Consider the following 25,145-nt stretch of genomic DNA (forward strand, 5'->3'; position numbering starts at 1 on the left):
CTGTCCCAAAAGCTGTAAAATGGCTTCTGGGACGCCTTCTTTTTTTGCGTAAGATCAACCACACCGGGAATCGTCACGTTAACCGTGCGTTCGGCATTCTCCGTTTAACCGCTGCAATGGTCCAGGGATGCTGCGGCCGGCAGGAAGGAGACCTGTGGAAGATTGCATCAACCGGATTAACGAATTATTATTTATATCAGGTCTGTTGGTGTCTGGGAGGTAGTCAAATGTCAAAAACGATATTAGTTGTAGACGATGATGAAGAAATCGTAAAACTCATCACCAAAAGTTTAAGGTACGAGCAATTTGAAGTCATCACAGCCAGGTCCGGGGAAGAAGCCTTATCTGCAGTGGATGATAACCACATTGATTTCATTGTTCTGGACATAGTGATGCCTGATATGAATGGACTTGATGTCTGCAGAAATATCCGGACATCCTATAATGTTCCCATCCTTTTTTTAAGTGCGCGTGATCAGGACATTGATAAAATCGTCGGTCTCGAAATAGGAGCAGACGATTACATGACCAAACCTTTCAGTATTCAGGAGCTGGCCTCCAGGATAAAAGCCCATTTCCGAAAAGTGGACAGGCTGCATAAAGAGTGGGATGAGCTTAGTCCCGGTAAAGAAAAGGCGGATGCTCCGCTTATTTTGAACGATAAAACGTTTGAAGCCTTCCTGCATACCCGGAAGCTCGAGTTATCCGCGAAAGAATTTCAAATTCTGTCTATCCTTATGCGTCATCCCAATCAGGTACTCAGCCGTGAGCAGATCTATGAGAAGGTCTGGGGAGACGAGTACGGAGAGATCAATACCGTAACGGTCCATATCAAGAATATCCGCAAGAAGTTGGGTCCTGAACATAACTTCATTAAAACCATTTGGGGTATAGGCTATAAATATACGGAAAGAGAGCAATAGGATGAAACTGAAAATAAAACTTCCCCTCTTATTCCTGCTGATGCTTCTCATTCTTATGTTTTCCATTGGACTGTACTTGAAGTTTGTCTTCGCAGTATATTCCCCTATACGCACTACATTGCTGGACTCACGATATATAGCATTGCTGCTGCCCATCTTTGCCATCGCCTGTTGTATATTTATTATTCTGATCATCTATATTTATAGAAGCATAGAGAAGCCCATCCGGCTTCTGAATACCAGGCTGGGGGAAGTAAATGTTGTTCATCCCCTGCCTCCGCTGGCTTCGAGGAGTAATGACGAGATCGGAGAACTTTATAAGCACTTCAATAAGATGGAGCATAAGCTGCAACTCGCCCACAGAGAACAAACCGATATGATTGCAGCCATCGCCCACGATTTGAAGACACCCCTGACCTCTATTAACGGTTTCACCGAACTGCTGGCTACACACAAGGACTTACCCGACACTGAAAAGCAGGAATATTATGAACTGATTCAAAAGAAGTCAGCATATATGGTTGAGCTCATCAATGATCTCTCCAGCTTCACCAAACAAAAACTGGAGCTTGAATCCATGGTAGTCGGGCCTGTAAGGGCAACAGAGTTATTTGAAGACATTGCTTTTGAATATGAGTACGAGCTGGCTGGACTTGAAAACGAACTGACTTGCCGCCATTCATTCACGGACAGTATATGGCTAATGGTCAATGAACCGATGATCCGCCGGGTGTTCGGCAACCTCTTCAGCAATGCTGTAAGATATGGGGGGAAGAATAAGCTGAACGTGTATATGACCGGATACCTGAGGGAGCATCATGCCTATTTCCAAATCGAGGATAACGGAATCGGCGTGCCGGATAAGGATCTCTCTTCTCTGTTCCTTAAATTCTTCACGGTGGATAAATCGCGGCAAATCCAAAAAGGCGGACTTGGGCTGGGCCTGGCAAGCTGTAAATCTATTATTGAGCATCACGGAGGAGAGATAATGGCCTTCCCTTCCGAATATGGCGGTTTGGGGATACGATTCAGCCTTCCCCTGGCTTCACTTCACTGATTGTATTTACGCACTTCTGCTTCAACAACCAAAGATTACAGGCTGCTGCCGGGTGTGACACCCAGGCAACAGCCTTTTTGTGTTTTAGCAGTTTATAGTTTTTTATATTCTCTTTATAAACATTTATTTTTCTTTTACCGAAGCTTCATCTTTGGATGTAAAAATAATTTCTATATTAGAAGCACTAAAGAAATAAACAAAAAGCAAAAGAAGCGGAGGGGAAATTTGGAACTGTAGGAGCGGTAGCGACCGCCTGAAAGCTTTCCGCAGGAAAGCTCGCATCGAAAGCATCAGCAAGTCACCGGATTTCACCCGCGAACAGCGGTTCAAAATCAAGAAATCTGGGGACAACAGCGGCCGGAAGTCCAAATGTTCACCGCAGTGACGATGAAGCTTCAAGTTCAAAAAGGAGGATATTAAAATGTCAATTGAGTTCAGCCGCTGGCCCAACAATTACATGATGTCATACCAGGTTACCAAAGCTTTGGGTATGGCAAGCCTCGGTGCTACGGATGTCACCGAAATCTACGAGGCCTGCAAAAGAATTGACCCCGATGACAAAGCTACATGGCACAGGGAGTGGCTCATCACCGCTCAGGCATTGGAAAAACACGGCAAGGAGGCCGAAACGGCCGGAAACTGGTATACCGCACGGAACTGCTATATTCGTGCCTGCAATTACTATAGAATCGCAGAGTATTCGGTGATGGATGATGATACCCGGAAAATCCGTATCTTTAAAAAGGTTAATGAACTCTTCGAAGCCGCCGGAAAGTACTTCGATGTCCCGCCGGAGAAGATTGAGGTTGATTACGAGGATGTTAAGCTGGATGGTTACTTCTTCTCCCCTTCCTGGATAGAAGGCCCCAAGCCGACCGTATTTGCGCTTAACGGTGGTGACGAGTGGTCCATTGAGAATTATTTCTGGCTGGGTCCTGCCTTCATTGCATGCGGATATAACTTTTTGGTCTATGATCAGCCCGGCACCGGTCTCTCGATGTATGAAAAGGGAAAGGGCAGACGGGCGGACAGCGAAGCGTTTCATTCCCGGGCCATCGACTTCCTTCTGACACGGCCGGAAGTCGATCCGGATAAGATCATCGTGCACGGGGAGAGTTTTGCGGCTTACGACTCCTTGCGCTTCGCTTCGTTCGATCACAGAATTGCTGCCGTCATCTCCGACGGAGGTACGCATGCCTTCGACTGGAAAGCCATGCTGTCCTGGATGCCGCCAAGTCTGGCCGCACACGGCATGCGAATTCTGGGGGCAGACAGCCTGGAGGATTTTGCGGGGAATCCGCGTTTTGCCTATGATCTTGAGGGCGTACTCCACCAGATCGAATGTCCGCTGCTTGTCATGCATGGAGCGGAAGAAATATTGGTTCAGCCCAATCCGCTGACACAAGCTATGAAGAATTACGAGCAGGCAGGTTCGGCAAACAAGACATTCTTCGCGATAGAGGATAGACGGCTTGGCGGATTAGAGCACTGTCAGGTAGATAACATCAACGTGCTGCATGAGGTAGCGCTGAATTGGCTCTGTTCCATTGGGCTTGGGCCAGCCGCACCCCGCCAATCTTAGGGATTGTCATAGGAGGAGTTAACAGCTATGCGAATTTTATCAGAGAAAAGAAGCGGCAGCACGCCCGCTATACAGATTGACGGAGTGCACAAAAGGTTTGGCGATTATACCGTATTAAACAATCTTTCGCTGGAGGTGAGCCAAGGAGAGATCTTTGGATTCCTGGGTCTGAATGGCGCCGGGAAGACAACGACGATCAAGATGCTCCTGGCGATGCTGAAGCCAACCTCCGGCAAGCTCTATATGTTAGGTGAAAAGGTCGATGCCGGAAACTCTAAATTATGGAGCAAGGTCGGATATTTGGAGGAGGCTACTTTTTATCCCGATCTCACGGTAACTGAGAATCTTGACATCGCAAGGCGCATGCAAGGGGTGGCTGACAAGGATGCCGTACATCAGGTGATCTATAAGCTGGGACTTGAGCCGCACCAAAAGAAAAAAGCAAAGCATCTCTCTTTGGGTAACAAGCAGCGCCTGGGACTTGCGAAAGCGATGATTCACAATCCGGAAATTCTAATCCTGGACGAGCCGATCAACGGCCTTGATCCCGCAGGCGTGGCGGAGATACGGAATATGTTATATAATCTGGCAACCAATTTCGGCGTAACTATTTTTATATCCAGCCATCTGTTAGAGGAGCTCTCGAAAGTGTCCACACGCATTGGGATTATTCATAATGGGCGCCTTGTTAAGGAAGTCGCAATGGATAAGCTGGAGCAATCCTTACAGAAAAACCTGGTGGTGAACGGACTGAACAAACCTGCCTTAAAGAAGGTGCTTGAAGAGCATGGCTATGCCTTTGAGGACACCCTGGACGGCTCTATTAAACTAACCAATGAACATGCGGCAGATCATCCTGAACGGCTGGCCGAACTGCTCGTTCAACGCAATCAGCCGCCAACATCGCTCCGGGTGATTACGGAGGATTTGGAAGGGTATTTTCTCCGCACCATTGGTATGACCAGGGGGATTAAATAATGAATATTCTATCTGTGTTACATTGTGAGATTCGCAAGATTATCCGCTCCAATGTGTTCTGGATCATGTTTCTTGTGTTAGGCTTCGGCCCCATCATGATGGGCGTCGGAAATGTATTATCCAGTGACGCCGGCGGTGTCAGCTGGGAGCAGTATTTAACCGGATTGCTTGATACACTTGCCCCGCTGGGGCTTATCGGATATACCTTTGTTGCGGCATGGGTATTCGGACGGGAATTTGCGGATAGAACCATCAAAGATTTGCTGGCAAAGCCCGTGTCCAGAGCGAAAATTGTATTGTCCAAATTCCTTGTCATTTTAGCATGGTGCCTGTTACTTTCCGTCTATATGTTTGCCGTGGGTTTTGCCGTAGGGGCGATCATGGGAGCCCAAGGCGGGTCCGCTTCCTTCATTTCGAGCTTGTTCTTTAAGTTCCTGATCACCTCGCTATTATACATTTTTGTGACCGCACCAACCATTCTTTTGGCTAATGTGACCAAGGGCTATCTGGCACCCCTGGGGCTCATCCTGATCATCGTCATTCTGTCCAATGTGTTGGCCTCATTTGGATTTGCACCCTATTTCCCATGGACCATCCCGTCGGTATTTCAAAGCACCGGTTCCTTACATCTCAGCAGTATATTGATACTTGCGTATACAGGGATAATCGGAATAGCCGGAACATTTGCCTGGTGGAGATATGCGGAGCAGCCATAAACAAGGAAAGCAACTACTGACAAGCTGATCCGGAAGAAGCAGGCAAGATTAACGAAGTTGCCGTTATGCCGCTCTAACTGTACTATTGCCAGACTAGAGAACAGCAAAAAGAAGCTGTCCCCAAAGCCATGAAACGGCTTCTGGGACGCCTTCTTTTTTTGCGTAAGATCAACGTGTGCACTTGAATGGACGCTCCGCGAACGGGCTGTTGTTCCAATTCAGCCGCGTGCCGCCATATACTCGTTCTTCAGGATAGAGTATTGGTAAGAGTCCAGCCACTTCCCCTTATGGCGCATATGTTCTCTCAGATGTCCTTCGTATACCATTCCTATGTGTTGCATGACTCTGGCAGATCCGATATTCTCCGGGCGGCAGGTCGCGTAGATCCGGTGAAGATCAAGGTTATTGAAGCCCCAATCCAGCAGCACGGCGGCAGCCTCACTTGCAATACCCTGTCCCCAATACAAGCGGTTATAGCAATAACCGATTTCTCCCTGCCCTTCTCCGCTGATATGTATCCCGCAGCCGCCTACCAGTACATCCTCCTGCTTCAGAACGACTGCGTACTCGAACCCCTGGCGCGGCTCCTGCTGTTGCATATCCAAGGTCAGCCGGATGTAGCTCCGGGTATCCTCCAGGGAATTAGGTCCCCAAATCATATACTTGGCCACTGCCGGATCGGAGGCATATTCATGCACCCGCTGGACATCCTCGGACATGAATTCCCGGATCAGCAGCCGGTTTGTTTCAAACTGCATGCTTGGTCACATCCTTATGCTTACTGTTGTAATCCGGGGAGGCTTCATGGCTCAGCAAGTTCAATTCTTGCATATTGCTCTGCGAAATCTGCCCCTTGGTTCAACGCTTGGATTAACTTGAGAAGCCCCTCTTCTCCTGCACTAGAGAACCACCGCGTAACTTCATAACAAGCCAAATTGTAATTCTTCCAGGCTTCCGGAGTTCCATAACTGAAGGCATCATACGAGTCTAAAAGGCCGTAATCCACAGGCTTCTTCCCTTTATCGGTTACCTGTTCCCACGCCGCTGTGCTATTAGACAATCTCCCGTCTACCATTGAAGCCAGACCTTCATCAAACCACACAGGTACTACATTGCGGTTGCGCAGTCTTTCCCTCAATTCAGCGTGGGTGAATTCATGCGAAATCACATTTTCATTAAACCCGTCCGGGCCGATCACAATATAGTTATTCCAGGGCAGGTAATAGGTTTGTCCGGTCGGATTTTCAGTGTATTTCCCCAGACTCCTGGAAGTTAGCGCCACAATCAAATACGGAGTTGAAGTTCGCTTACCAAAAATAGCCGTAACCTTCTCTTGGGCAAGCTCAACGTAATATAGCAGCTGATCCTGCAGTTCCTTTGTCATATCCGGCTCTATATAAACATCCGGTGCCACTTCAACCATGCTAGAGTAATTGACCAAGGCAGCATGCACCGGCTTGGCATAGACTCCCCAAGAGATCATCAGCAGTGCTATTAACAATATACCCGACGCAGCTATTACCTTCATTTTCCGGGTCAATTTCAGCATTTAGTTAAACAGTCCTCTGCCAATAAAGTTAGCCGTAACCGGCGGCTTCCCGATCTCCCGTGACCATACAGACAATTGACCGGTGTGATGGATCTCGTGGGCAATCAGATGCCGCATAACCTCGCCGTATTTGTGGGGTTCGTGTTCCCCTTCATCCGTGATATCAATCATGATCCGGTCTTCCAGGCTCTCATTCCAGCCGTACACGAATGGAGCAAGCTCCTCATGGCACCGCGCGGATAAATCCTTGACCTGCTGCAAGCTGGCCACTTCCTCGAATGAAGGAATCTCAATCTCTTTCTCTTGTATCCCGCCACAGATCCAGCCATACTCGACGGTCACAATGTGATAGAGCGTAGGAAGAATGTATCCTATGCCTCCAGTGCGTAATTTCATCAGCTCTTCCCCGTCCACCGTCTCACACCAGTCGAACCAGTCTTTGCGCACCTGCCAGTTATACTCGAATAGCTTCAACATGCCGCTGCCTCCAATACTCGTAAATTTCATTACGCTTACTATTCATGATTCGCGATATTCCCCTGTTATCCTCCCTCGTAAACCAAGTGTCATTAACTCATATCCTTTCTCTGCACCACTATATCCGGCGGTTTGTGAAGTATTGATTATAGCTGTACTTTTCACACGTAACGTATAATCTCGTAGATCAGACTTTTACATTGATCAAATCGTTCCAATAAGGAGAGGTTTTAATCATTGTGAGAAAATCAAAACGCTTGTCAGCTATGTTTGTAATTTTCCTGCTCCTGTTCTCGTCTATTCCACTATCCCTGTCTGCAGAGGAAGTACGCCAAGAAAAACAGGTGGATCTGGGACCTTGGGCATTTAGCGCCTTTGGACCGGGTACAGTACCAGCTACGAACCCCGAACCTATTGTTCAAGATCCAAATACAGTAATAATGAGTACGTACGGCGGAAAGATTGCTTCTGGAGAGGAGGGACTTTCCTTTTATTACAAAGAACTTCCCGTTGACACGAACTTTGAGCTCCAAGCCAAAGCTACAGTGAATTTATTTAACAGCAGATCCAGCGTCAGCACGCCTAATCAGAAATCCTTCGGACTTATGCTCAGGGATACTGTTGGAACAAATGGAGATGACAGCAAAACCATTTCTAATTATGCTGCAGTCGGTGCGTTGGATCAGGTAATGAAAGGATTTTATAAAAAAACCTCACAAATAAAACTTCCTGCATTTAGCGGAATCAATGCCCCTACTGCAGGCGAAGCCTATGATCTCAGCATTAAAAAATCAGGCAATACTTATCTGCTAAGCATCGGTGAGCAGACTCAAATCGTAACACTCGACGATACATTCACGGATACGATCTTTGCCGGAATCTATGTAGCAAGAGATGCGGAAGTAACCTTCAGTGAACTAGACATCAAGGTCGAGGCCAAACGTGTATCCCACTTAATCGCTGATACGAGCGGGATGACCAAAACCTCCTATCTGATGGGTGAACCCCTTGATCTGACCGGACTGGCCGTTAAGGCTGTCTTTTCTGATAACAGTGAAGCCGTGTTGTCTTCCGCTGATTATATTGTTACCGGCTTTGACAGCACTAAGGCTGGAGAGAATACGATCAGGATTAATTATAACGGCGCTTCGGCAACCATCCCGCTGCAAATTATCCCGCTGACAGTGACCTCCTTATCGGTAAAATATGAGCCGGCCAAAACGGTCTATTATCCGGGAGATACGTTTGATCCGGAGGGACTTGTGGTCGTTGCTGACTATAATGATCATTACCTGATCACAGAACTGGACAGCCGTCTCTATTCGCTCTCCATCAGCGGACAGCCCGTTACTGATACATCGCCGCATGTGTTTACGGATTCAGGTCCATATGAAATCAATATCACCTCCACAGAGACTCCATCCATGGCGGCTGCCTTTAACGTTGAAGTCATTGACGCTGCCCTGTCCAAGCTGGAGATTAGACATGAACCCAAACAAACCGTCTATTATATCGGTGATTCCATCCAATTAGAAGGATTAGCAGTTTATGCCCATTATTCTGATGGCACTCAGATCCGCCTGACCAAAGATGAATATACCGTCTCTCCCCTCAACACCTCGGTACCAGGAGATAAAGAAATCACAGTAACTCATAAAGGATCAACAGCAACCTTCCACGTTAAGGTCCAAATTAAAGAGCTAACCGGTATCGAAGTAACAGGCTATCCGGCAACGACCTTTTTTATAGGCGATAACTTTAACAGCGATCATCTGATCGTATCGAAAGTCTATGACAACTTGGACCGGGAAGTCCTAAGCGATTTCATCCTGGACAGCTCCAAGTTTGATAACCAAAGGGCCGGAGTATATGACATCGGGATCATCCCTGCGGATACATCCATACAGCCGATTACGTATTCTGTCACGGTAAAAGAGAAGCTTGAACCCGTCTGGCGCAGCATTCAATTCGGCCAATCCACATCCGCTGCTAATAACAAGATGCTTCTACAAGAGGACGGAACGGTAGAGCTGATTGCGCTGGAAGGCGGCGGCAAGGTGACTGAAGACCACGATGGCATTACCTTCTATTACACAGAGCTTGATGCGTCAGAAGATAATTTCATGCTGTCTGCGGATATCTCCGTGTCGGCTTTTGCCAAAACTCCTTATGACGGACAAGAGTCATTCGGCATCATGGCACGGGATGCTATTGGGACGCCTGGAAATTCCAGCGTATTCGCCTCGAATATCGCTGCTATCGGCGGCTACAGCGGCGGTACCAAAAGCGCCATCGGCACCCAGCTCTTTGTCCGGTCCGGCATCTTGAAGTCTGACGGAACCGGAAGTAAAGGCATTCAGACGATCATGCTGAGGAATGAGCGGCCTGCCCCCGGCAACACGGCTCCTGCAGCTCCTTATCGTCTAACGCTCTCCAAGACGAATAGCGGCTTTACTGGACAGCTTAACAATGATCAGGAAGCTATCATTTTTGAGCCGGATATTCTTAACGTACAAGACGCCAAAATGTATGTCGGATTCTATGCGGCACGTCTCGCTACAATTAATATCCGCAATATCCAGTTGACGGTGACATCAGCAGCTACAGATTCTCCTAAGGTTGAACCACCGGCAGCTCCGGTTATACCAAGCTTGAGCATACTATCTCTAAGCAAGACTTCTACACCAGAATATCAAATGATTGTTCGTCCGAATGTCAACGGAACCGTAACGGTGAAGCAAGGCTCTAAAATCATCGCCCAGGATATCGAGGCTAAAGCCGATAAGCGTCTTGGGGTTCCGGCGGTACTCGCTGATCAGGGGGATACGAACTTCAGCGTTACTTTTGTACCAGAGGATACCCAGTATTTGACCTCTTACGATAAAATCGTCCATAACTTCACAGTAACCCTGAGCAGCTATGGGGAGGGAGAACATATCTATGTATCTCCTGCAGGAACAAGTGCCGGGGAGGGTACGGCTGATCTCCCGCTTGATCTCGACACCGCCATTGAATATGTCAGACCAGGCCAGCATATTATCGTGCTTGACGGCCATTACGTGCGGAAATCACCGCTTGTCATTCAGAGGTACAATGATGGAACCGCAGCCGCTAAGAAGTACCTGGAGGCGGCACCAGGGGCAAGACCCGTCATCGATTTTGACAAAAAAACAGAAGGCGTGCTGCTCAGCGGGAACTATTGGCATGTGAAGGGGATTGATTTCACCCGCTCGGCGCCAAATACGAAAGGCTTTACGGTTGGAGGGAATTATAACATCGTGGAGAATAGCCGCTTCTATGCTAACGGGGACACAGGCCTCCAAATCAGCCGTACGGACGGAACGGCACAAGAAATAGCCGAATGGCCATCCTACAACTTAATTCTAAACAGCACCTCCTTCGATAACCGTGATCCGGCAGACAATAATGCAGATGGCTTTGCCGCGAAATTGACTTCAGGTATTGGGAATATTTTCAGAGGATGCCTGGCACATAACAATATTGACGATGGCTGGGACTTGTATACCAAAGCAGGCTCAGGCGCAATCGGTCCAGTATTAATCGAGAATAGCGCAGCCTTCAACAATGGATTTTTAACAGACGGAACGGTTGGCGCCGGCGATAAAAACGGATTCAAGCTGGGGGGAGAAGGCATCAAAGTCCCTCATACCATCCGCAATTCCATTGCCTTCGGAAATGGCGCGTATGGCTTCACCAGTAACAGTAATCCGGGTGTAATTGCTATGAACAATATCGGATTTAATAATACACGCGGAAATATGAGCTTCACCACTTATGGCCAAATCACTGCAGACTTTAGGATCGACGGCTTCGTATCCTACCAGACGGGCAGCATCGGGAAAGACCAGTATCCAGCTGCTTTGGCTGCCGACAATAACTTCATGTACGATGGTACAGCGTCAGTCAATAAGTCAGGCAAGCAGCTGACAGATGCTAACTTTGCTAGTTTGAATCCAGTGAACTCTTATACGAGGGATGCGGAGGGAAATATCATCTGGGGTGACTTCCTGAAGTTCATTCCCTTTGAGGAGCCGGGACCGGGAACTCAGCCAGAGCCAGAACCGGAACCAGAAACAGAGCCAAGTCCGGGTCCTTCTGCTACACCGGCGCCTTCTGCCACACCGGGTTCTACGGCAACACCGGGTCCCACGGCTACACCAATTCCAGCTGCTGCTCCAAATACCGGCGGCTCCGGATCAACAGCTGGAGATTCTTCGACTACAGTACTCCTGCTGGACGGCAGCGTCAGAATTGAACTGCCCATAACGGTTGATGCAGGGAAAGCCAGCGCCCTACTGATGGATTCCTCTTTACAAAAAATAATTGCTTTGGCCAAAGCGGATTCAACCGGTAATAAAACAATCCGGATTCCGCTTACTGTTGATCCGGCCAAGGACATCAAAGAATATGAGTTGCGCCTACCTGCTTCAGCATTTCGCTCAGGAGCTTCTGCCTTGCAGATAGAGGTCAGCTCGTCACTGGCCACGATTATGTTACCAGACAGTCTCTTCCCTGCAGCAATCCTCGACGGCGTGAAGACTGTAACTTTACTAGTAAGAACAGTCGATACGGAAGGAACGCTTAAAGGGAAGTTAGGAGACAGCCCTCTAATCGGGTATGAGCTTCGTCTGGATGGGATAAAGCTTCAAGCAGACAGCCTGCAATCAGCCATACAGATCGGACTTCCGCATTCACCAGCCGTTCCTGCAGCGGGCAATGCCTTTATTGTTGTGTGGCATGTCAATGGCAAGGGAATCATCCAGCCTGTAGTCAGCGGGGATTATAAGGCAGAGAGGCAGCAGGCCATTTTCTCAACCACTCTTTCGTCCGGCCACTATGCAGCGGTCTATAACCACAAGACATTCCAGGATATCTCCTATTCCCATTGGGCAAAGTCCGCAGTGGAAGTACTTACTTCCAAGGGCATAATTAACGGTATATCTGAAACTGAATTCCGGCCGGATCAGTCCGTTTCACGTGCGGATTTCGCACTTTTACTGGTGCGGGCTTTGGGACTGAATGCAGCAGAAGGGGGCGGCTTCGCGGGGACATCTTCTACGCATCCGAATGAGCCGCTCTCCCGGCAAGAGATGTTTGTTATGGCAGCTAGAGCCCTACAGGCTGCAGAAGTTTGGAATCCGGGTACGATACCTGCCTCCGGTTTAGACAGCTTTACAGATCGCCACCTAATTAACATTGATGCGGCCGATGATATTGCGGCACTGGCAGCAGCTGGTCTCATTAAGGGAGACGGCCGGCAGCAGCTCAAGCCCACTGCATATTCCACGCGTGCCGAAGCGGCGGTGTTAATTTACCGAATTCTTATGCGCAAATAAAAGAGACCCCCAAAACCATATTGAAGTGGTTTTGGGGGTCTTTTATGCCTGAACCTTCTGCTAAGGTCATGTTTCACTTGGGTACTCCCACAATTCATAGCAGACATCTATATAACACATAATATTCAGTTTCTCTCTTATTATTTAATCCGGTAATCACCAGACCTACATTGGTTCTCCATCAAAATACATTATTTTTCCACTCAACAATACATCTTCTTTGCATTCATTTTAGAACCAATCAACGTTTCCTTTTATAATATACGCTCCCTTTTTACTAAAATAGCAGATATCTTCACCTCTAGGACCGAAGAGTATAGCAATGCAATCCAAGTACTCAACTATTTTAAAAACCATTACATACATTAACCTGTTCTGAGATAAAGTATCTTCATAAAATTTATCATGCCTAAAAGTAATCCTATAGTCGTAAATGAACTCATCTTTGAAAAAGAATGTATCTATAGCATTCGCTGGATGTTCAGCGGGATACTCTCCCTTTTCTCTTACAGTAATTTGAATTCCAATTTCCGGTTTAAAATTAGTTAATTGATAATTTATTTCTTGATTATCACTAGTGGAAATAATCTCAATACCTTCTTGAGAGAATAAATCTTTTACCTCTTTCAAAGTAATTTTTCTTCCTTTAATATATAAACTATATTCTACTGCCACTTATTAATCCTCCTCACTACGATTCAGGGAATAATAGTTAAGATCGAACCATTCTTATTTTATTTCTAATTTCACTCCAAACCCCCCCTCACACTTTTCGCAGGACTTGGAGAATAACAATCAAATATTGTACCCCCTATACTAAAATCAGGTTTCTTATCCAAACCTATACCATCATTTGGTCCTACCTTTGGATTCTGTTCAATATCATACCCATATTCCACTAATTTTTTTGCAGCCTCGTTTTCCCTTTCTAATGCCCTGATTTTTTCTGGACTTGCATTTCTCTCGATTTTAGCCGGGTTTCCTTTGGGTAAAGCATTCGCATCTGGGAGTTTACTAGGTATAGTTCGTTTAAACCCGCTGCCAATCCCATTCGCACCGCCACCCACTTCATCCATCGCATCCATATACTGCTGCTGCACCGGCGTCCTCGGCAGTGAAGGTCCATCGGGTATCTCCCCTGCCTTTAAGGCCAGCCCTTCCGGTGTCTGTAAGACCGGACCCAGCTCCGGGAGCTTCTGCTTGATCCCATTCAAAGCATCCTTCGCCGCCTGGCTGACGACGTCTTCCACCCCGCTGAACACTTTCCCGGCTTTGCCGATTTTGGTGACCTGCATTCCACATAGACCTTGTCCACATAAAAAGCCAGCGTCGTCTCATTTTCTTTGCTGCTAGCGGTAATCGGAGTACCATCCGGCAGTTCCAGCGGCGGACCGTTCAGCCGTCTTGCAGATTCGATCTGCTCCTGGACCTGCCTCACAGCCTCAACGATCCTGATCTCCTCCAGCTGGCTTCTTGCATAGGCTCCAGGGCACTCTTCTCCATCGCCATCCGCAGCAGATACTCTTCGTTATGTATTAGCGGTACACTTTCCGCCGTGATCGACGAATCATAATCGCAGGCTTTGACAGCCAGCTGCTTGAAATAGCCGCTTAGATCCTTCCCTGCTTCATATTTTTCACTACTTCACATTTTAATCCATATGTTACTTCTGACGAATTATAATCATGTCTTCGTCAATTAATCTAAGATCTCACGAGCTTCCGCCTTACAGCTTGAGGTCAGTTCATCACTAGCCACGATTATGTTGCCAGACTATATATCCTCTGCGGCCCATATGCAGCTGTCTATAATCACAAGACATTTCAGGATATTCCCCATTTCCATTGGGCATAGTCCGCTGTTGAAGTGCTCGCTTCCAAAGGTGTAATTAACGGCAGTTCAGAATTGGCCGGAGCAGCCCGTTTCACGTGCTGATATTGCTTTTTACATAAACGCAAAACAGCTCCCAGCTTGTTTGCAAGATGAGAGCCGCTTCACGCTTATATTTTCATAAAATGATGATCCTATAATCTCTATCTATAATAATAAACTTGTCATTAAAATCTATAGATAAACCCTCGTATTTCTCGACAAGCATTTCATTAAGCGTTAATAAATCTGCCCCTTCCCGAACATACAAATACATTTCGTTAATATTTCGAGTTATAGGATCAAGATGCATCTCAACTTTCATAATATCATTTGAATTTCTTTCAATAGTAGTTATTTTGTATACTATTTTCTCGACATCTTCCTCCACATTTGAATCTTTTCCAAACATTTCACCAAGTGATGAATAGTTCGGTTTTCCCCTCCTGAATATTTCCACTAATCCTATAACTAACTCCTGTAATGAACTTTCTGAAAATTTCAACTTTAACAATTCCCATGAGTTATCAAACATCCAACTCATATCATTGGGATCATTATCACTATCGTCCAAAATTCCAATAACTACAGGTTTTCTATAAAGAAATTTCGAGTTAATTCTTTCATCATTATTTAAAAACATTAAAATCCCCTCCCATCTTTTCTGCCATTTTACTATATAACCTATCCCATACTGCCTCTGTGTTACCTTCTTTAAATAATGCTTGAACCATAGGGTCACTGGAAAGCTCTCTTTGTGTTTGTTTAAAAACTTTCTCAACATCCAGTGGATGTATCGCCCATCCAAGAGTTCCTCTCTTAATACTGAACGTTACCCCATTTGGAGTCACAGCTCTTATTTCTGCCATATCGAAATATACCACTGTTTCTAGGTCAGCAATACTAAACCTACTACTACTAGGATGATTATGAGTAAATGTTGTATCCTTTGCTATATCTTTATAAGCAGAAAGGTCAATTTTTGCTTGTTCCCCATCAGAGATTAATCTACCAATCACATTGCCGTCATTATCGAAAAACAGACCATGCTCAAACGGCTCATTTCTAATACCATCTTCCAAATATTTAACTGTTGAAGGTGCTTTGTCTACTTTCCCTATACTGGATAGTAAATTTTGACCACCCGAACCCTCACTTACTACACCTATGTTAGAATCTGCACTACTAGATTTACCCTTCCCCTCAGATAACGGAACATTTACCTTTTTCACCCCGGACGCAGATATTTCACCCGCACCGGGGTGCAACGGAAGGCTTCTCTTTATCTTTACATTGCCGCGCATTCCTTCAATCCCTTGAAAACTGGCGACTACACTGCTAATGATTATACCATAGGCCTGCAGCTTCGATAATTTCGCACCGGTCCAGTAGTTGGTCCCGTCTTTCGCTGCCAGAATCTGCTCCTGCATGATATCAACGGGCACATTGTCCAGATTAGATTTGATTTCTCCATTCCTGACGGCTTCCTGATACGCTATGGATGCTTGCGCCGCCTCCTGGTCTGTTATGCCATTTTTACTGAGTACCCATGTGTTTCCTATAAGTGTTTTGCTGTACTCCTCAAAGTTGTATTTTTTCGCTTCCGTATTGCTATCCAGCGCCAACTTACGTTCAGCCGCCTCAATCTGCAGCCGCTTCACCTCCAGCTGGCTTCGCGCGTAGTTCCCAGCAGCACTCTTCTCCATCGCCAGCCGCAGCAGCAGGAGATATTCTTCGTTATGTATGAGTGGTACACTCTTCGCCGTGATCGACGGATCATAATCGCAGGCTTTGACAGCTGGCTGCTTGAAATAGCCGCTTAGATCCTTCCCTGCTTCATATTGGACCTTGGCTACACCCAGCGAAGCCAGCTTCCGGCGTGCTTCCTCAGCCTGCGCATGGACGGCCTCCATCTGCGTCTTGTTCCCGAACGCTTCATAGACCTTGAAGGCCATCTGCGCCTTCGCGATCCCATCCCGCGCCGCGAAGATATCCTTCAGCTTGCTTAGGGCCGCAATACCCTCTACGGTCAAAAGCCCGGACGTTTGGATGATATTCCGCAGCTTCTGCACTGCCGGATCGTTATTCAGCTCATCCTTTCCCAGCAGGACGGTAACAGACGTGATCAGATACGCTACACTCTTCTGCACAATGGCAGGAATGGAAATCCGCCCGGCAGGACCTTGTGTCCCAAAGCTTCCGAATACACCCGCGAGAAGACTAAACTGCTGCGTGAGCTTGTCGGCCTGCCGTTTATTCTCCTCCTGGAGTCCTGCAACCCCCTTCAGGGCGGTCCGGATAATATCCTCCAATTTCTCTGCTTCTACGGTTAATTCATTGATCATGACCTGGGCCTTCACGAGGTGGTCTCCCATGGGAATTCCGCCCCAGCCACTGGACTGGCCCTTCAGCTGCAAATACAGCCGGTTAGTGTCCTGGCTTACCTGGCCTATTTTGGTCTGCAGCCGCTGGACTTCATCTTCGTTAAATATAAGCTTCGTTGACGCCATGTCCACCCTCCCGCTTTGTCCGCACAGCAATATTTCCTATGTATTTTATAATTAAATATATAAGATATTCTTTTTTATTATCGGATTATTTTTCCATAAATTTTATAGTTATCCATCCCTCCGGCATTTCCTTTAACCTTGATCCGTTGTCATTCCAATCTTCTTCTGCTTTTTGGCCAAATAAAAAGCCTCCTGAAAAGTGTAAAGTACTTCTTACACAATTCAAGAGGTTGGGAAGCCGTGATTAACGGCTGCATATTCAGCTGTCTATATTAGATTCCAGTGCTACATCCCATCATTTACCCGTCTTAGCAAGGCTCAGCCGCCGGCTTGCCTGCATCTTCCTTCGTACGGAAAGAAGATCCGCAGCCGCACGTAGCAGTGGCGTTCGGATTGTTAATGGTGAATTTACGCTAGGCTGACGGTCGGCTAAAAACCGCGTCAGATCAACGTTTATGGGCGTTTTCGGGGATTGATAATCCTCCGGACTATTGTGGATCACGCTCCTCTACTACGGAGGATCACGTTAACAGTATTGTACCGAAATAGCGGCCGGATTGCAATGATAGTACCGTGCCCACTCTAGCGTTAAAAGTGGGGTTTAAATGTACGCGGGTACACCCTCTCATATCGTGTTGACAATGTATAAGCTACCCGTATAATTGGGTGTATTATGAAGGTAAAAGGAGGGTTGACTATGACTCCACTGAATGCGAAGAGTATGGGAGTTTTCTATGACTTAGCCTTTCAAGAAGCATCCGGAATTAATCCTTCAGTCGAATTTTCAGATATTCTTAGGCATAGAGAGGAGAGCATTATTGCAGCATCATTGGAAAAACATCTAGGGGATAGCTTGGTTTTGTTTGATAGCGCGTTAGCATTATATCAATCTGTTTTAGAAATTTTCAAAGAGGCTGCTGCGAAAGATAATGAAGATATAACGTATCTCGTATTAAGTTCGAAAATCTTCTCTTTAATGCTAGGCATGCGAAAGTTATTGTACGCAGGGCACACCGATTCCTATAAATGTCTATTGCGTCCTCTCTTAGAGTCCCATGATACTTTTTATACAAGTCTTGTTAATTCAGATTTTTCAAAAGAATACGGAAACATTACTTCTCTATATGATAATAATGATTTTTGGTACCGGAAGGGCAAAGGCAATAAAATCAAGAAATTCATTCATCAACTCTATAGAATATTAGGCGCAGATACTGATTTTATTTCTGATTTTGATGACAGACGTGAAAATCAACAGAGGTACCTTTCTGAGTCTTTGCATTCCTCCTTTAATGCGTCTTTTTCTACCTACTTTACGCCCACACTCGACGGCGATATGAGGCACATGTACGGAGACGTAACCGTATCCTACCCCCTTCTTATACTTAACACCATTGACGAAGCGAGTCATTTCCACCATATTTTAAAAGCAGTATGTGAAAAGGACGATTTGTTAAATTTATCGTTCGCTCCTTATTTTAAAGAAAACGTGCTTTATAACTACAGATTCGATAAGTTTGCTCTCCTATATCAAGCATATCGTCCAGCATTATTTGAACTTAAAGAAGAGACAAACGCTGCGTTTCACAAACTGGCAGAGCAGCCCGGCTTTAATTTTTCGAGTTAACGCAAAAAAAAGCGCAGCCCTCACGGATGCTACTCCGCAAAGACTGCGCTTTTAAATCCGCGCCAATAGTTCTAGACGCTTCTCTTCGTACTCTTCTTTGGACACGATATTAGCGTCTAGCAGCGCCTTGAGCTTCTCCAATTTCAAGAACACATCGCCGCTATCTGGCACACTTTTTGAATTTACTGAGGAGATCTCTGCCTTCAGCTTATAAATGAGTTGCTCCAGTCTGAGAAAATGATCATAATTATCCCTAATCATTACAGTGTTTTCGTCTTTTGCGTAATCAAATGCGGAGCTTAACGACTTTGTTTTGTCTCCAACTCCGCTTGCAATAATCTGCATGTGGCCGGCCGTCAGCATACCGGGTTTTTGCATATGTATCGAGGTGATACTCTTAATATCATAAGACTTAATGTCAGGGCGTGAGAGCGTCATCGACTTCACAATGTAGACACGCTCCTTAGTCACAGCGAGAAGTGCGCTGTTACCCTCCGCCCAATCAATAATACTCCGCTTGTCGACTGAGTCGAGCAGCGTTTGATAAACTTTAGACATGGACTAACCCCCAAGTGTTGGAAAATTCTTACGATAATTATCGGACACTTAGTTAGATTTGTAAATATCTAGATGTAAACGTGCAGTCCTTGCGGAGTTGTTCCGAAGGCTGCACGTTTTTGATATTATTCTGTCTTCTTATTAGTTGCATCCGCTAGCCCTTCCGCCAGCATATACGCGGCGCACGCACCGACCGCGCCAATTACGCCGGTTACGTGAAGGACTACGTTATCCCCTGCGCCGGCTGCCGTTAGCACCGAGGTAGCAAGCGCGGCCAGCAGCGCCCAAAACTTACGCGAGGATAACTTCCGGATAATATCGTCTTTCTTCATTATATAGCGCCTCCTTTCTTTACGAACAACCCGGCCCGATCCAGCAGCGTTATCATACGGTAAAAGTCGTAGCTGCCGTCCGCTGTCGTGTCGATGAACCCCGCTGCCTTCGCGTTGACACATGCCTGCGTCGCCCACGATGGGATTGCGGTCATCTTCGTTTTACCTTCGAGTGTCGCGATAGTTTCCGCCTGTTTCGCTACCGTTTCCTGCAGCGCCTTAAATTCCGCTTTCTCCGTTGCTGTCATTTCGTCAGCCTCCTCGTATAGTCCTTTTACTCTCGCGATTACTGCGTCAAGTTGCGCCTGTGTCGGCCGCTTGCCTGCGCGATAATCTGCGGTGCTGAGCCCGAACGTCATCTCAAAATGTGGCAGGTCCGTAAACGTGCGCCAGTCTCCGCCCCAATCCCAACCGATACGTTTAGCTTGCGCAACGACTTCGTCCCAGTCCGCAATACCATCACCGTCGCCGTCGCGCTTCGTATCCCAGCTAACGCCGCCATTCGGGAGCAGTAGCGCGAAGTCGATCGCTACGCTGAAGTTGTGGTACGAGTAGCCGCCGCGTGCATTCGTTACGATCTGTCCCGGCTTCGTCCGGCCTTGCGCGTAAAGACCGTCTTGCTCCGCGATTGTTCGTAGCCCTTGCGTGATTACGATTGGCACGCCGCAAGCATACGCGAAGTCAATCAACGCTTCGGCCGCTGCCTTATCCGCGCTTAAAAGCCCGCTCAGCTTAGCAGCGGACTTCGCGCGTACTTGTGCGATTGTATACGTCATTTCTTATGCCGCATCCCTTCCGTGTACCACCGTTTTAATATCGCGGACATCAAGCGCCAGGTTTTCGTATTGGCTCGCGAGCGATTCGAACCGCTGCGTTAATCCTTCCGCGAGACTCATAAGGCGGTCTTCCCGCGCTAGTGCCTCCGTGTGCATGCGGTCACGCTCAATCTTTGACTCCGCGCTGATTCGTTCCTCACGTGCTTTAGCTTCGTCCGATATCTGGTTCATTTGCTTCCACAACGCGTATGCGACGACTGCAGCCGCAAGCGCAAATATTCCGTTCTTGGCAATCGCTGCCCATATCTCTGTCCAAATCGCTTCCATTACGTAGTCACCTCCGTTTCGTAAGTCTCAAACCCCGCGAGCGCGACGCCGATTTCCTCGTCCAGGCTGCGTAACACAGATTCGCGTTGGGCCGGCGCGATTGATCCGAGGACTGCGCTGATAGCAGCGGCGAGCTCAGAGGCTGGATTCGCGAGGTCGACCGTTAATTCGAGTAGTGCGCGTGCTTTCATATAACGTAGGCTCCTTTAGTGCGGCGGTTAGGCCGGAATATTTACGGTAGCCATCAGCGTACCGTTGCGGCTGTACATCTTAAGATTTCGCGTAGTTGTGTCGAACGCGAGATTGTATCCGGCGGCGTTATATGCGCCCCATTCGAGGTCATCGATACGTGGAGCGCCCGCTATAGTCACGTTGTTAAAATCGAAGCTCGATACGAAATCGCCAAGGGACACGTTAAATGTCGGAAAAGATACGTCACCGCCGATTACAATCGATGGGCCTCCGAGCATTAGCGTAGATCCCGCAGCTGACACGTTTAGATAGCCGTCGCGTCCGTCCACAAGACCGCTCAATGTTCCGCCTGGCCCGTAGTACTGCATCGCCTGAACGCCGAAGTCATCGTCCGTTACGATGGCTATACGCCGAACTCCGCTACCATCGTATGAGCTGAATCCGTCTGCGTCGAGTTTAATTCTACGCGTGGCCGTCGCGGTCTGAATCGTAGCGCCCGTAATCGTGCCGCCGGAATAAACGCCGCCCTCCGTGTATACGTCACCCGCAGCGCTTACGGTAAACCTGCCGCTGCCTACGTTAATCGACGATCCGACGATCGCACCGTCCGTAAAGTTTGACGATAGTATATTCGCGTAATTAGCGGTCAAGCTGTTAGCTACGAGATTGCCCGCCATGTCCAAGCGGAAAGGTGCGCTGGCGAAGTCGTTGTGGCCTGCGCTGATGCCGTTTGTGTTGATCTTGACTACGTTATTATCAGCGCCGATCACCATGCTTACGAAGCTTCCGAGCTGCCCTACGATGGACTCCGCAACGACACGTCCTGCCGTAATCGCTGAACGCGCCGTCGCCCCGCCATCCGTCGTAATGATGATCCCGTTCGACGTTAGGATAACTTGGTCGTTCGCGTCAGCGGTAGATTGCAGCACGATTCCGCGCGTATCGTATTTAACCTCCGTTTTCGACTCGTTGATCTCGATGACTGCCCGCCGTGCGAACTCCTCGAATACTTCCGCCCGGATTCTCCCGCCGCTAAACACGTTCTCGATCGCGCGCCGTCCCGCCTCCAAGTCCGCTATGATCTGCGTATAATCCCGCCGCATAACGTTGGCGACCGTGAGCGACGTGTGCTTATCGGGCGCATACGGGTACTCCGTCATTTCCGTGATTCGCGCGGTGATGTTCGCAAGGCCGAGCGCTGGGTCAACGAGCGTAACGGTATCGCCAAGGCCCGGGCGCGCTTCCTGCGTATCGATCTTAAATAAGTCCGCAGCCGATACGCTAACCTCTAGCGCCGGTACTTCGCGTTCAGCTAACCGTGTTCTCGCGGCCTCTACAAGTTTCAGCGGATCGGTAACGTCCTGTTCCGTAAGTAAATCGTCGTAAAACGGAACGGTATCGCTGGCCCAGGCGGACGCGTACGACGATACGAGGTAATTGACGGTCAGCACGCCGCCGGATATCGCGCCGGGATTAACCGCGAGTAGCCGCGCCTGTTCGTCCGCCGTAAGTATCGACGCAGGCTGGCCGATCCATGTGCGCGAGTCCTTCATCTCCGCGAATAACCGCGTACATAATGACGCCGCGCTGTCCGTGAAGGCTGCGGTTAGCAAATTGCGCGTAATCTGCACACGGTAATCTGACGCGGAATTACCGATCTTTTTCCGCAGGTGCAGCGTAAAGTTATCCGGTTCGACTTCCGCGCCATATAGCGTGAGTACTGCGTTCAGCGCTTCGAGACAGTTACCGCCGCCGAACGCTTTAACGTCCGCGAGGTCAAACGTGTCATCAACGGAAATAGCGAATACACTGCCCGTAGCCGCAGCGATCAGCGCTGTTAATTCCGTGATGTGCTTACCGAAGCCCTCCGCGATGTACGACGCATACGGGAATTTATAATCCGCGAGTTTGAACATAACGTGGCTGCACGATATCTGCGCGGTTAGCTTGCGGTCGTCGCGGTTGCGCTGGCGGCTGTTTATTACGTAATATTGGCCGCGCTCATCCATTACGTGACCTTTCAGCGGTAACTTATCGCGGAAGTCATCGAACGTCAGAGGGACGTTAAAAGTCAGCGTATAATCCGCGTTGATCCGGCGGACCCGCGTAATATCATAAGCGTCACGAAGGATACCGATGCGCTTACGGAAACGGTCGTACGATTGTAATGCGTTGATCAAGCGTATTCCTCCTTTCGTTAATATAGATAACGGTCACGATGCGTGATGCGCGTCAGGATTTCGCGGGCAGCTTCGTCATCTGCGTATGTTACCGTGTTGAGGCCGAGGCCGAGCTCGAAGAAGTCACCGTCGAGCAAGTGAATCGCGTTGACTCCGTTTAGCGTAATCGTCTGGCGCTTAACGTCAATAACGAGCTTATCGCCGGGGTCGAAATCGCCGGTAAACGTAAGCGAATCGACGTGCATATAGCGGACGGCCGCGCTAAACTGCGTTGACGATGCGATGCCCGCTGCGTGTAGGCGCTCGCGAATCATCTGCGTGAGTAATTCCGTAGCCGAGGCGAATGTAGCAGCCGCCGGGATATCGCGCGTTGGAGCTCCGTTAAATTGCGTAGCCGATTCGTAAGCGATGCCGACCGCGAAGTCAGCGGTTAGGCGTGCGGATACGGACGATTCAGACGCAATCGTAACGTTAAAGAACGCTTGGAACGCGTAAGAGCGGTTGAAGGGCGCGCGGTTGAATGCGCTGTGAAACGACATAGGCGTGCGTCTCCTTTCGTGAGGGTAGCGTTAAAATTGCGTAGTAAAAAGCCCCCGCGTGATTGCGGAGGCGCGTGCGTTGGGAACTGTGATTAACATCAAATTCTATAAAATTATTTGTCAATTGGATAAAATAATAATATTTTTCTCCATATACTCCAATCCGATTTTTTCGCTTCTATACGAAATTTCTAAAGGACTTCTCCTATACTAAACAGCAAACTCAACACGGATAATTCATATGTTTCAAAAAATGGTAAATAAGGAGTCGTTTGGACTCTAGTAAACAACAATTTGAGGGTATATCGTAGTATTCATAGAAAGGCGGTGAGCTAAATGGGCGAATTTATTCGACTTCTAATTGACGGCGTTGTGTTTGTTTTTATGGTCAGTTACTTCCTAAACTTCATGAATAAGCAGTATTGGCAAAAGTAAGTTATCCGGTTTTGCGCTAATGATAAGTGCCTATCTGCAAGCGAGTAGTATGGGCACTTATTATACATATCAGAGCATAACTATCCCAAGTTAATGCGCAGTATGGTCCTACTTACTCGTATATATCGCTCATAATATAAATATAGAATATTGAATCTAATGCAGTTCTGAATGCCCATGAAGCCTTATCTTTATCCGCTGCAACGTCCTCTCCATGAGCAATTTTATTTCTCATAAGCATAAGATTTAGCCACTCTTTATTTATTTGCTTATTATCTTGTAATCCGTAACCACATAAGCTTTTTAATAGCTTATGTGCTTTTGTCTGCACACTAGGGATAGACTCCAACATAGTGTATGCTGTATCATGTGAACTTCCATCACGAAGTAAATGTTTGTAAATAGTTGAATCAAGAAAGCTTTCAAACATAATTTCGGAACTTAACACCGCCATTTCATACTGTCGATGCATTATAAGTTCTTTTACTTGAGCTAAAAGTTGAATCCACGTCTCCGAATAACGATTCCCACTTTTACCGTGCATGGACCAGGATACGGTATGAGCCTCTCCAACTTTTCTATAATCAGTATGCTCTCCTTCAATCTCTGACGAAACAATAGTAAACTTTGAAGTTGAACATCCCTCTAGATATCTAGGCACTACTAAGGCGAAAGCATTCCCATTGGTTAAGAAAACCTTCTCGATAAGGACAGGAGATGGTAGATCAATTGTAAACTCCTTACCAACGACAACCTCTACTTCTCCTCCATAATTAACATCACAAATGAAATCTGGCCAAACATTATTTAAAACAAGAGCATCAATTATTCCTTGGAAAATCGAAAATTCATTACCGCAATCTTGACACACTACAGGTAACTGTAGTGTTCTTTTTAAACCTATCTGCTTAATGTTATCCTCAACATATTGCGGATTAAAGTTCGAACCTGATCTGCACTTAGCACATTGAAAACTCTTAATTATCTCCTTCAATATACCCCCGCCTTTATATTTTATGATTCTATAATAGCATAAAATCAGGGAATTATTATCTTTTGTTCCATAAGATTCTATGTGCATTATCTTCTACTTACGTACGTCTATGCCTAGTCACTACCGAAAATGAAGTTAACAAATAATAATGAATAATATATACTTCA

General features: G+C 47.2%; 22 protein-coding genes and 1 pseudogene. 7 read left to right on the top strand and 16 right to left on the bottom strand.

Annotation, left to right across the window (positions count from 1 at the left end; all coding sequences use genetic code 11):
* Positions 1-227 precede the first annotated feature (227 nt).
* From NSU01_RS29520 to NSU01_RS29540, 5 genes are all read left to right on the top strand, one after another.
* The gene (locus NSU01_RS29520; RefSeq protein ID WP_076247481.1) at positions 228-923 is read left to right on the top strand and encodes a response regulator transcription factor; all 696 of its coding nucleotides are present in this window, start codon (positions 228-230) and stop codon (positions 921-923) included.
* A 1-nt stretch (position 924) separates the two neighbouring features.
* Positions 925-1,980 (top strand): HAMP domain-containing sensor histidine kinase, encoded by a 1,056-nt coding sequence (locus NSU01_RS29525; RefSeq protein ID WP_076247479.1) that lies wholly within the window; start codon positions 925-927, stop codon positions 1,978-1,980.
* 421 nt (positions 1,981-2,401) lie between these two features.
* Complete coding sequence (locus NSU01_RS29530; protein ID WP_042139810.1) at positions 2,402-3,562, top strand: alpha/beta hydrolase; 1,161 nt, start codon at positions 2,402-2,404, stop codon at positions 3,560-3,562.
* Positions 3,563-3,589: 27 nt separating this feature from the next.
* Positions 3,590-4,540, top strand: a complete 951-nt coding sequence (locus NSU01_RS29535; protein ID WP_042139811.1) for an ABC transporter ATP-binding protein — start codon at positions 3,590-3,592, stop codon at positions 4,538-4,540.
* Positions 4,540-5,256, top strand: a complete 717-nt coding sequence (locus NSU01_RS29540; protein ID WP_076247476.1) for an ABC transporter permease — start codon at positions 4,540-4,542, stop codon at positions 5,254-5,256. Before NSU01_RS29535 ends, NSU01_RS29540 begins: the two co-directional genes overlap by 1 nt.
* 218 nt (positions 5,257-5,474) lie before the next feature.
* Here NSU01_RS29540 and NSU01_RS29545 read toward each other — a convergent pair whose 3' ends face one another.
* Genes NSU01_RS29545 through NSU01_RS29555 form a run of 3 tightly spaced genes read right to left on the bottom strand, consistent with a single transcriptional unit; the run spans position 5,475 to position 7,282 of the window.
* Entirely contained in the window at positions 5,475-6,014 is a 540-nt protein-coding gene (locus tag NSU01_RS29545; protein WP_076247474.1) for a GNAT family protein, read from the bottom strand.
* Between the two features lie 44 nt (positions 6,015-6,058).
* Entirely contained in the window at positions 6,059-6,805 is a 747-nt protein-coding gene (locus tag NSU01_RS29550) for a hypothetical protein (RefSeq protein ID WP_076247472.1), read from the bottom strand.
* A complete protein-coding gene (locus NSU01_RS29555) occupies positions 6,806-7,282 on the bottom strand; it encodes a DinB family protein (RefSeq protein ID WP_076247469.1) in 477 nt (158 codons plus the stop codon).
* A gap of 239 nt (positions 7,283-7,521) precedes the next feature.
* On the opposite strand from NSU01_RS29555, the gene NSU01_RS29560 reads away from it, so the two are divergent.
* The gene (locus NSU01_RS29560; RefSeq protein WP_083705697.1) at positions 7,522-12,639 is read left to right on the top strand and encodes a bacterial Ig-like domain-containing protein; all 5,118 of its coding nucleotides are present in this window, start codon (positions 7,522-7,524) and stop codon (positions 12,637-12,639) included.
* A 231-nt stretch (positions 12,640-12,870) separates the two neighbouring features.
* Here the strand turns inward: NSU01_RS29560 and NSU01_RS29565 are convergent, their stop codons facing one another.
* The 5 genes and pseudogenes from NSU01_RS29565 to NSU01_RS29585 all read right to left on the bottom strand — a co-directional run.
* Positions 12,871-13,314, bottom strand: a complete 444-nt coding sequence (locus tag NSU01_RS29565) for a hypothetical protein (RefSeq protein ID WP_076247464.1) — start codon at positions 13,312-13,314, stop codon at positions 12,871-12,873.
* Between the two features lie 71 nt (positions 13,315-13,385).
* The gene (locus tag NSU01_RS29570) at positions 13,386-13,934 is read right to left on the bottom strand and encodes a hypothetical protein (protein WP_076247462.1); all 549 of its coding nucleotides are present in this window, start codon (positions 13,932-13,934) and stop codon (positions 13,386-13,388) included.
* Positions 13,935-14,647: 713 nt separating this feature from the next.
* On the bottom strand, positions 14,648-15,151 hold the full coding sequence (locus tag NSU01_RS29575) for a hypothetical protein (RefSeq protein ID WP_052422088.1): 504 nt from the start codon (positions 15,149-15,151) through the stop codon (positions 14,648-14,650).
* Positions 15,138-16,853, bottom strand: coding sequence for a hypothetical protein (locus NSU01_RS29580; protein ID WP_339302375.1), 1,716 nt, complete (start codon positions 16,851-16,853; stop codon positions 15,138-15,140). The genes NSU01_RS29575 and NSU01_RS29580 overlap by 14 nt, the downstream gene beginning before the upstream one ends.
* 473 nt (positions 16,854-17,326) lie before the next feature.
* Positions 17,327-17,425 (bottom strand): annotated as a pseudogene (locus NSU01_RS29585) (iron-sulfur cluster assembly accessory protein); the annotation flags it as partial.
* 290 nt (positions 17,426-17,715) lie between these two features.
* Between NSU01_RS29585 and NSU01_RS29590 the strand changes: the two are divergent.
* Positions 17,716-18,645 carry a hypothetical protein gene (locus NSU01_RS29590; protein ID WP_076248274.1) on the top strand — a complete coding sequence of 310 codons (930 nt, stop codon included), beginning with the start codon at positions 17,716-17,718 and terminating at the stop codon, positions 18,643-18,645.
* Positions 18,646-18,696: 51 nt separating this feature from the next.
* On the opposite strand, the gene NSU01_RS29595 is transcribed toward NSU01_RS29590, so the two are convergent.
* From NSU01_RS29595 to NSU01_RS29630, 8 genes are all read right to left on the bottom strand, one after another.
* The gene (locus tag NSU01_RS29595) at positions 18,697-19,203 is read right to left on the bottom strand and encodes a hypothetical protein (protein ID WP_076248272.1); all 507 of its coding nucleotides are present in this window, start codon (positions 19,201-19,203) and stop codon (positions 18,697-18,699) included.
* A gap of 125 nt (positions 19,204-19,328) precedes the next feature.
* Positions 19,329-19,535, bottom strand: a complete 207-nt coding sequence (locus NSU01_RS29600; RefSeq protein WP_076248270.1) for a hypothetical protein — start codon at positions 19,533-19,535, stop codon at positions 19,329-19,331.
* Positions 19,535-20,311: a M15 family metallopeptidase gene (locus NSU01_RS29605; protein ID WP_076248267.1), complete on the bottom strand. Its 777-nt coding sequence runs from the start codon at positions 20,309-20,311 to the stop codon at positions 19,535-19,537. Before NSU01_RS29605 ends, NSU01_RS29600 begins: the two co-directional genes overlap by 1 nt.
* A gap of 3 nt (positions 20,312-20,314) precedes the next feature.
* Positions 20,315-20,638 carry a hypothetical protein gene (locus NSU01_RS29610; RefSeq protein ID WP_076248265.1) on the bottom strand — a complete coding sequence of 108 codons (324 nt, stop codon included), beginning with the start codon at positions 20,636-20,638 and terminating at the stop codon, positions 20,315-20,317.
* Complete coding sequence (locus NSU01_RS29615; RefSeq protein WP_076248263.1) at positions 20,638-20,829, bottom strand: hypothetical protein; 192 nt, start codon at positions 20,827-20,829, stop codon at positions 20,638-20,640. Before NSU01_RS29615 ends, NSU01_RS29610 begins: the two co-directional genes overlap by 1 nt.
* A 27-nt stretch (positions 20,830-20,856) precedes the next feature.
* A complete protein-coding gene (locus tag NSU01_RS29620) occupies positions 20,857-23,010 on the bottom strand; it encodes a phage tail protein (protein ID WP_076248261.1) in 2,154 nt (717 codons plus the stop codon).
* Positions 23,011-23,027: 17 nt separating this feature from the next.
* Positions 23,028-23,549, bottom strand: a complete 522-nt coding sequence (locus NSU01_RS29625) for a phage tail domain-containing protein (protein ID WP_076248258.1) — start codon at positions 23,547-23,549, stop codon at positions 23,028-23,030.
* A gap of 547 nt (positions 23,550-24,096) precedes the next feature.
* The gene (locus tag NSU01_RS29630) at positions 24,097-24,978 is read right to left on the bottom strand and encodes a hypothetical protein (RefSeq protein WP_076248256.1); all 882 of its coding nucleotides are present in this window, start codon (positions 24,976-24,978) and stop codon (positions 24,097-24,099) included.
* Positions 24,979-25,145: the final 167 nt, after the last annotated feature.

It is taken from the genome of Paenibacillus sp. FSL H8-0259 (genome assembly GCF_037963255.1).
Lineage (GTDB): Bacteria > Bacillota > Bacilli > Paenibacillales > Paenibacillaceae > Paenibacillus_AQ > Paenibacillus_AQ phytohabitans.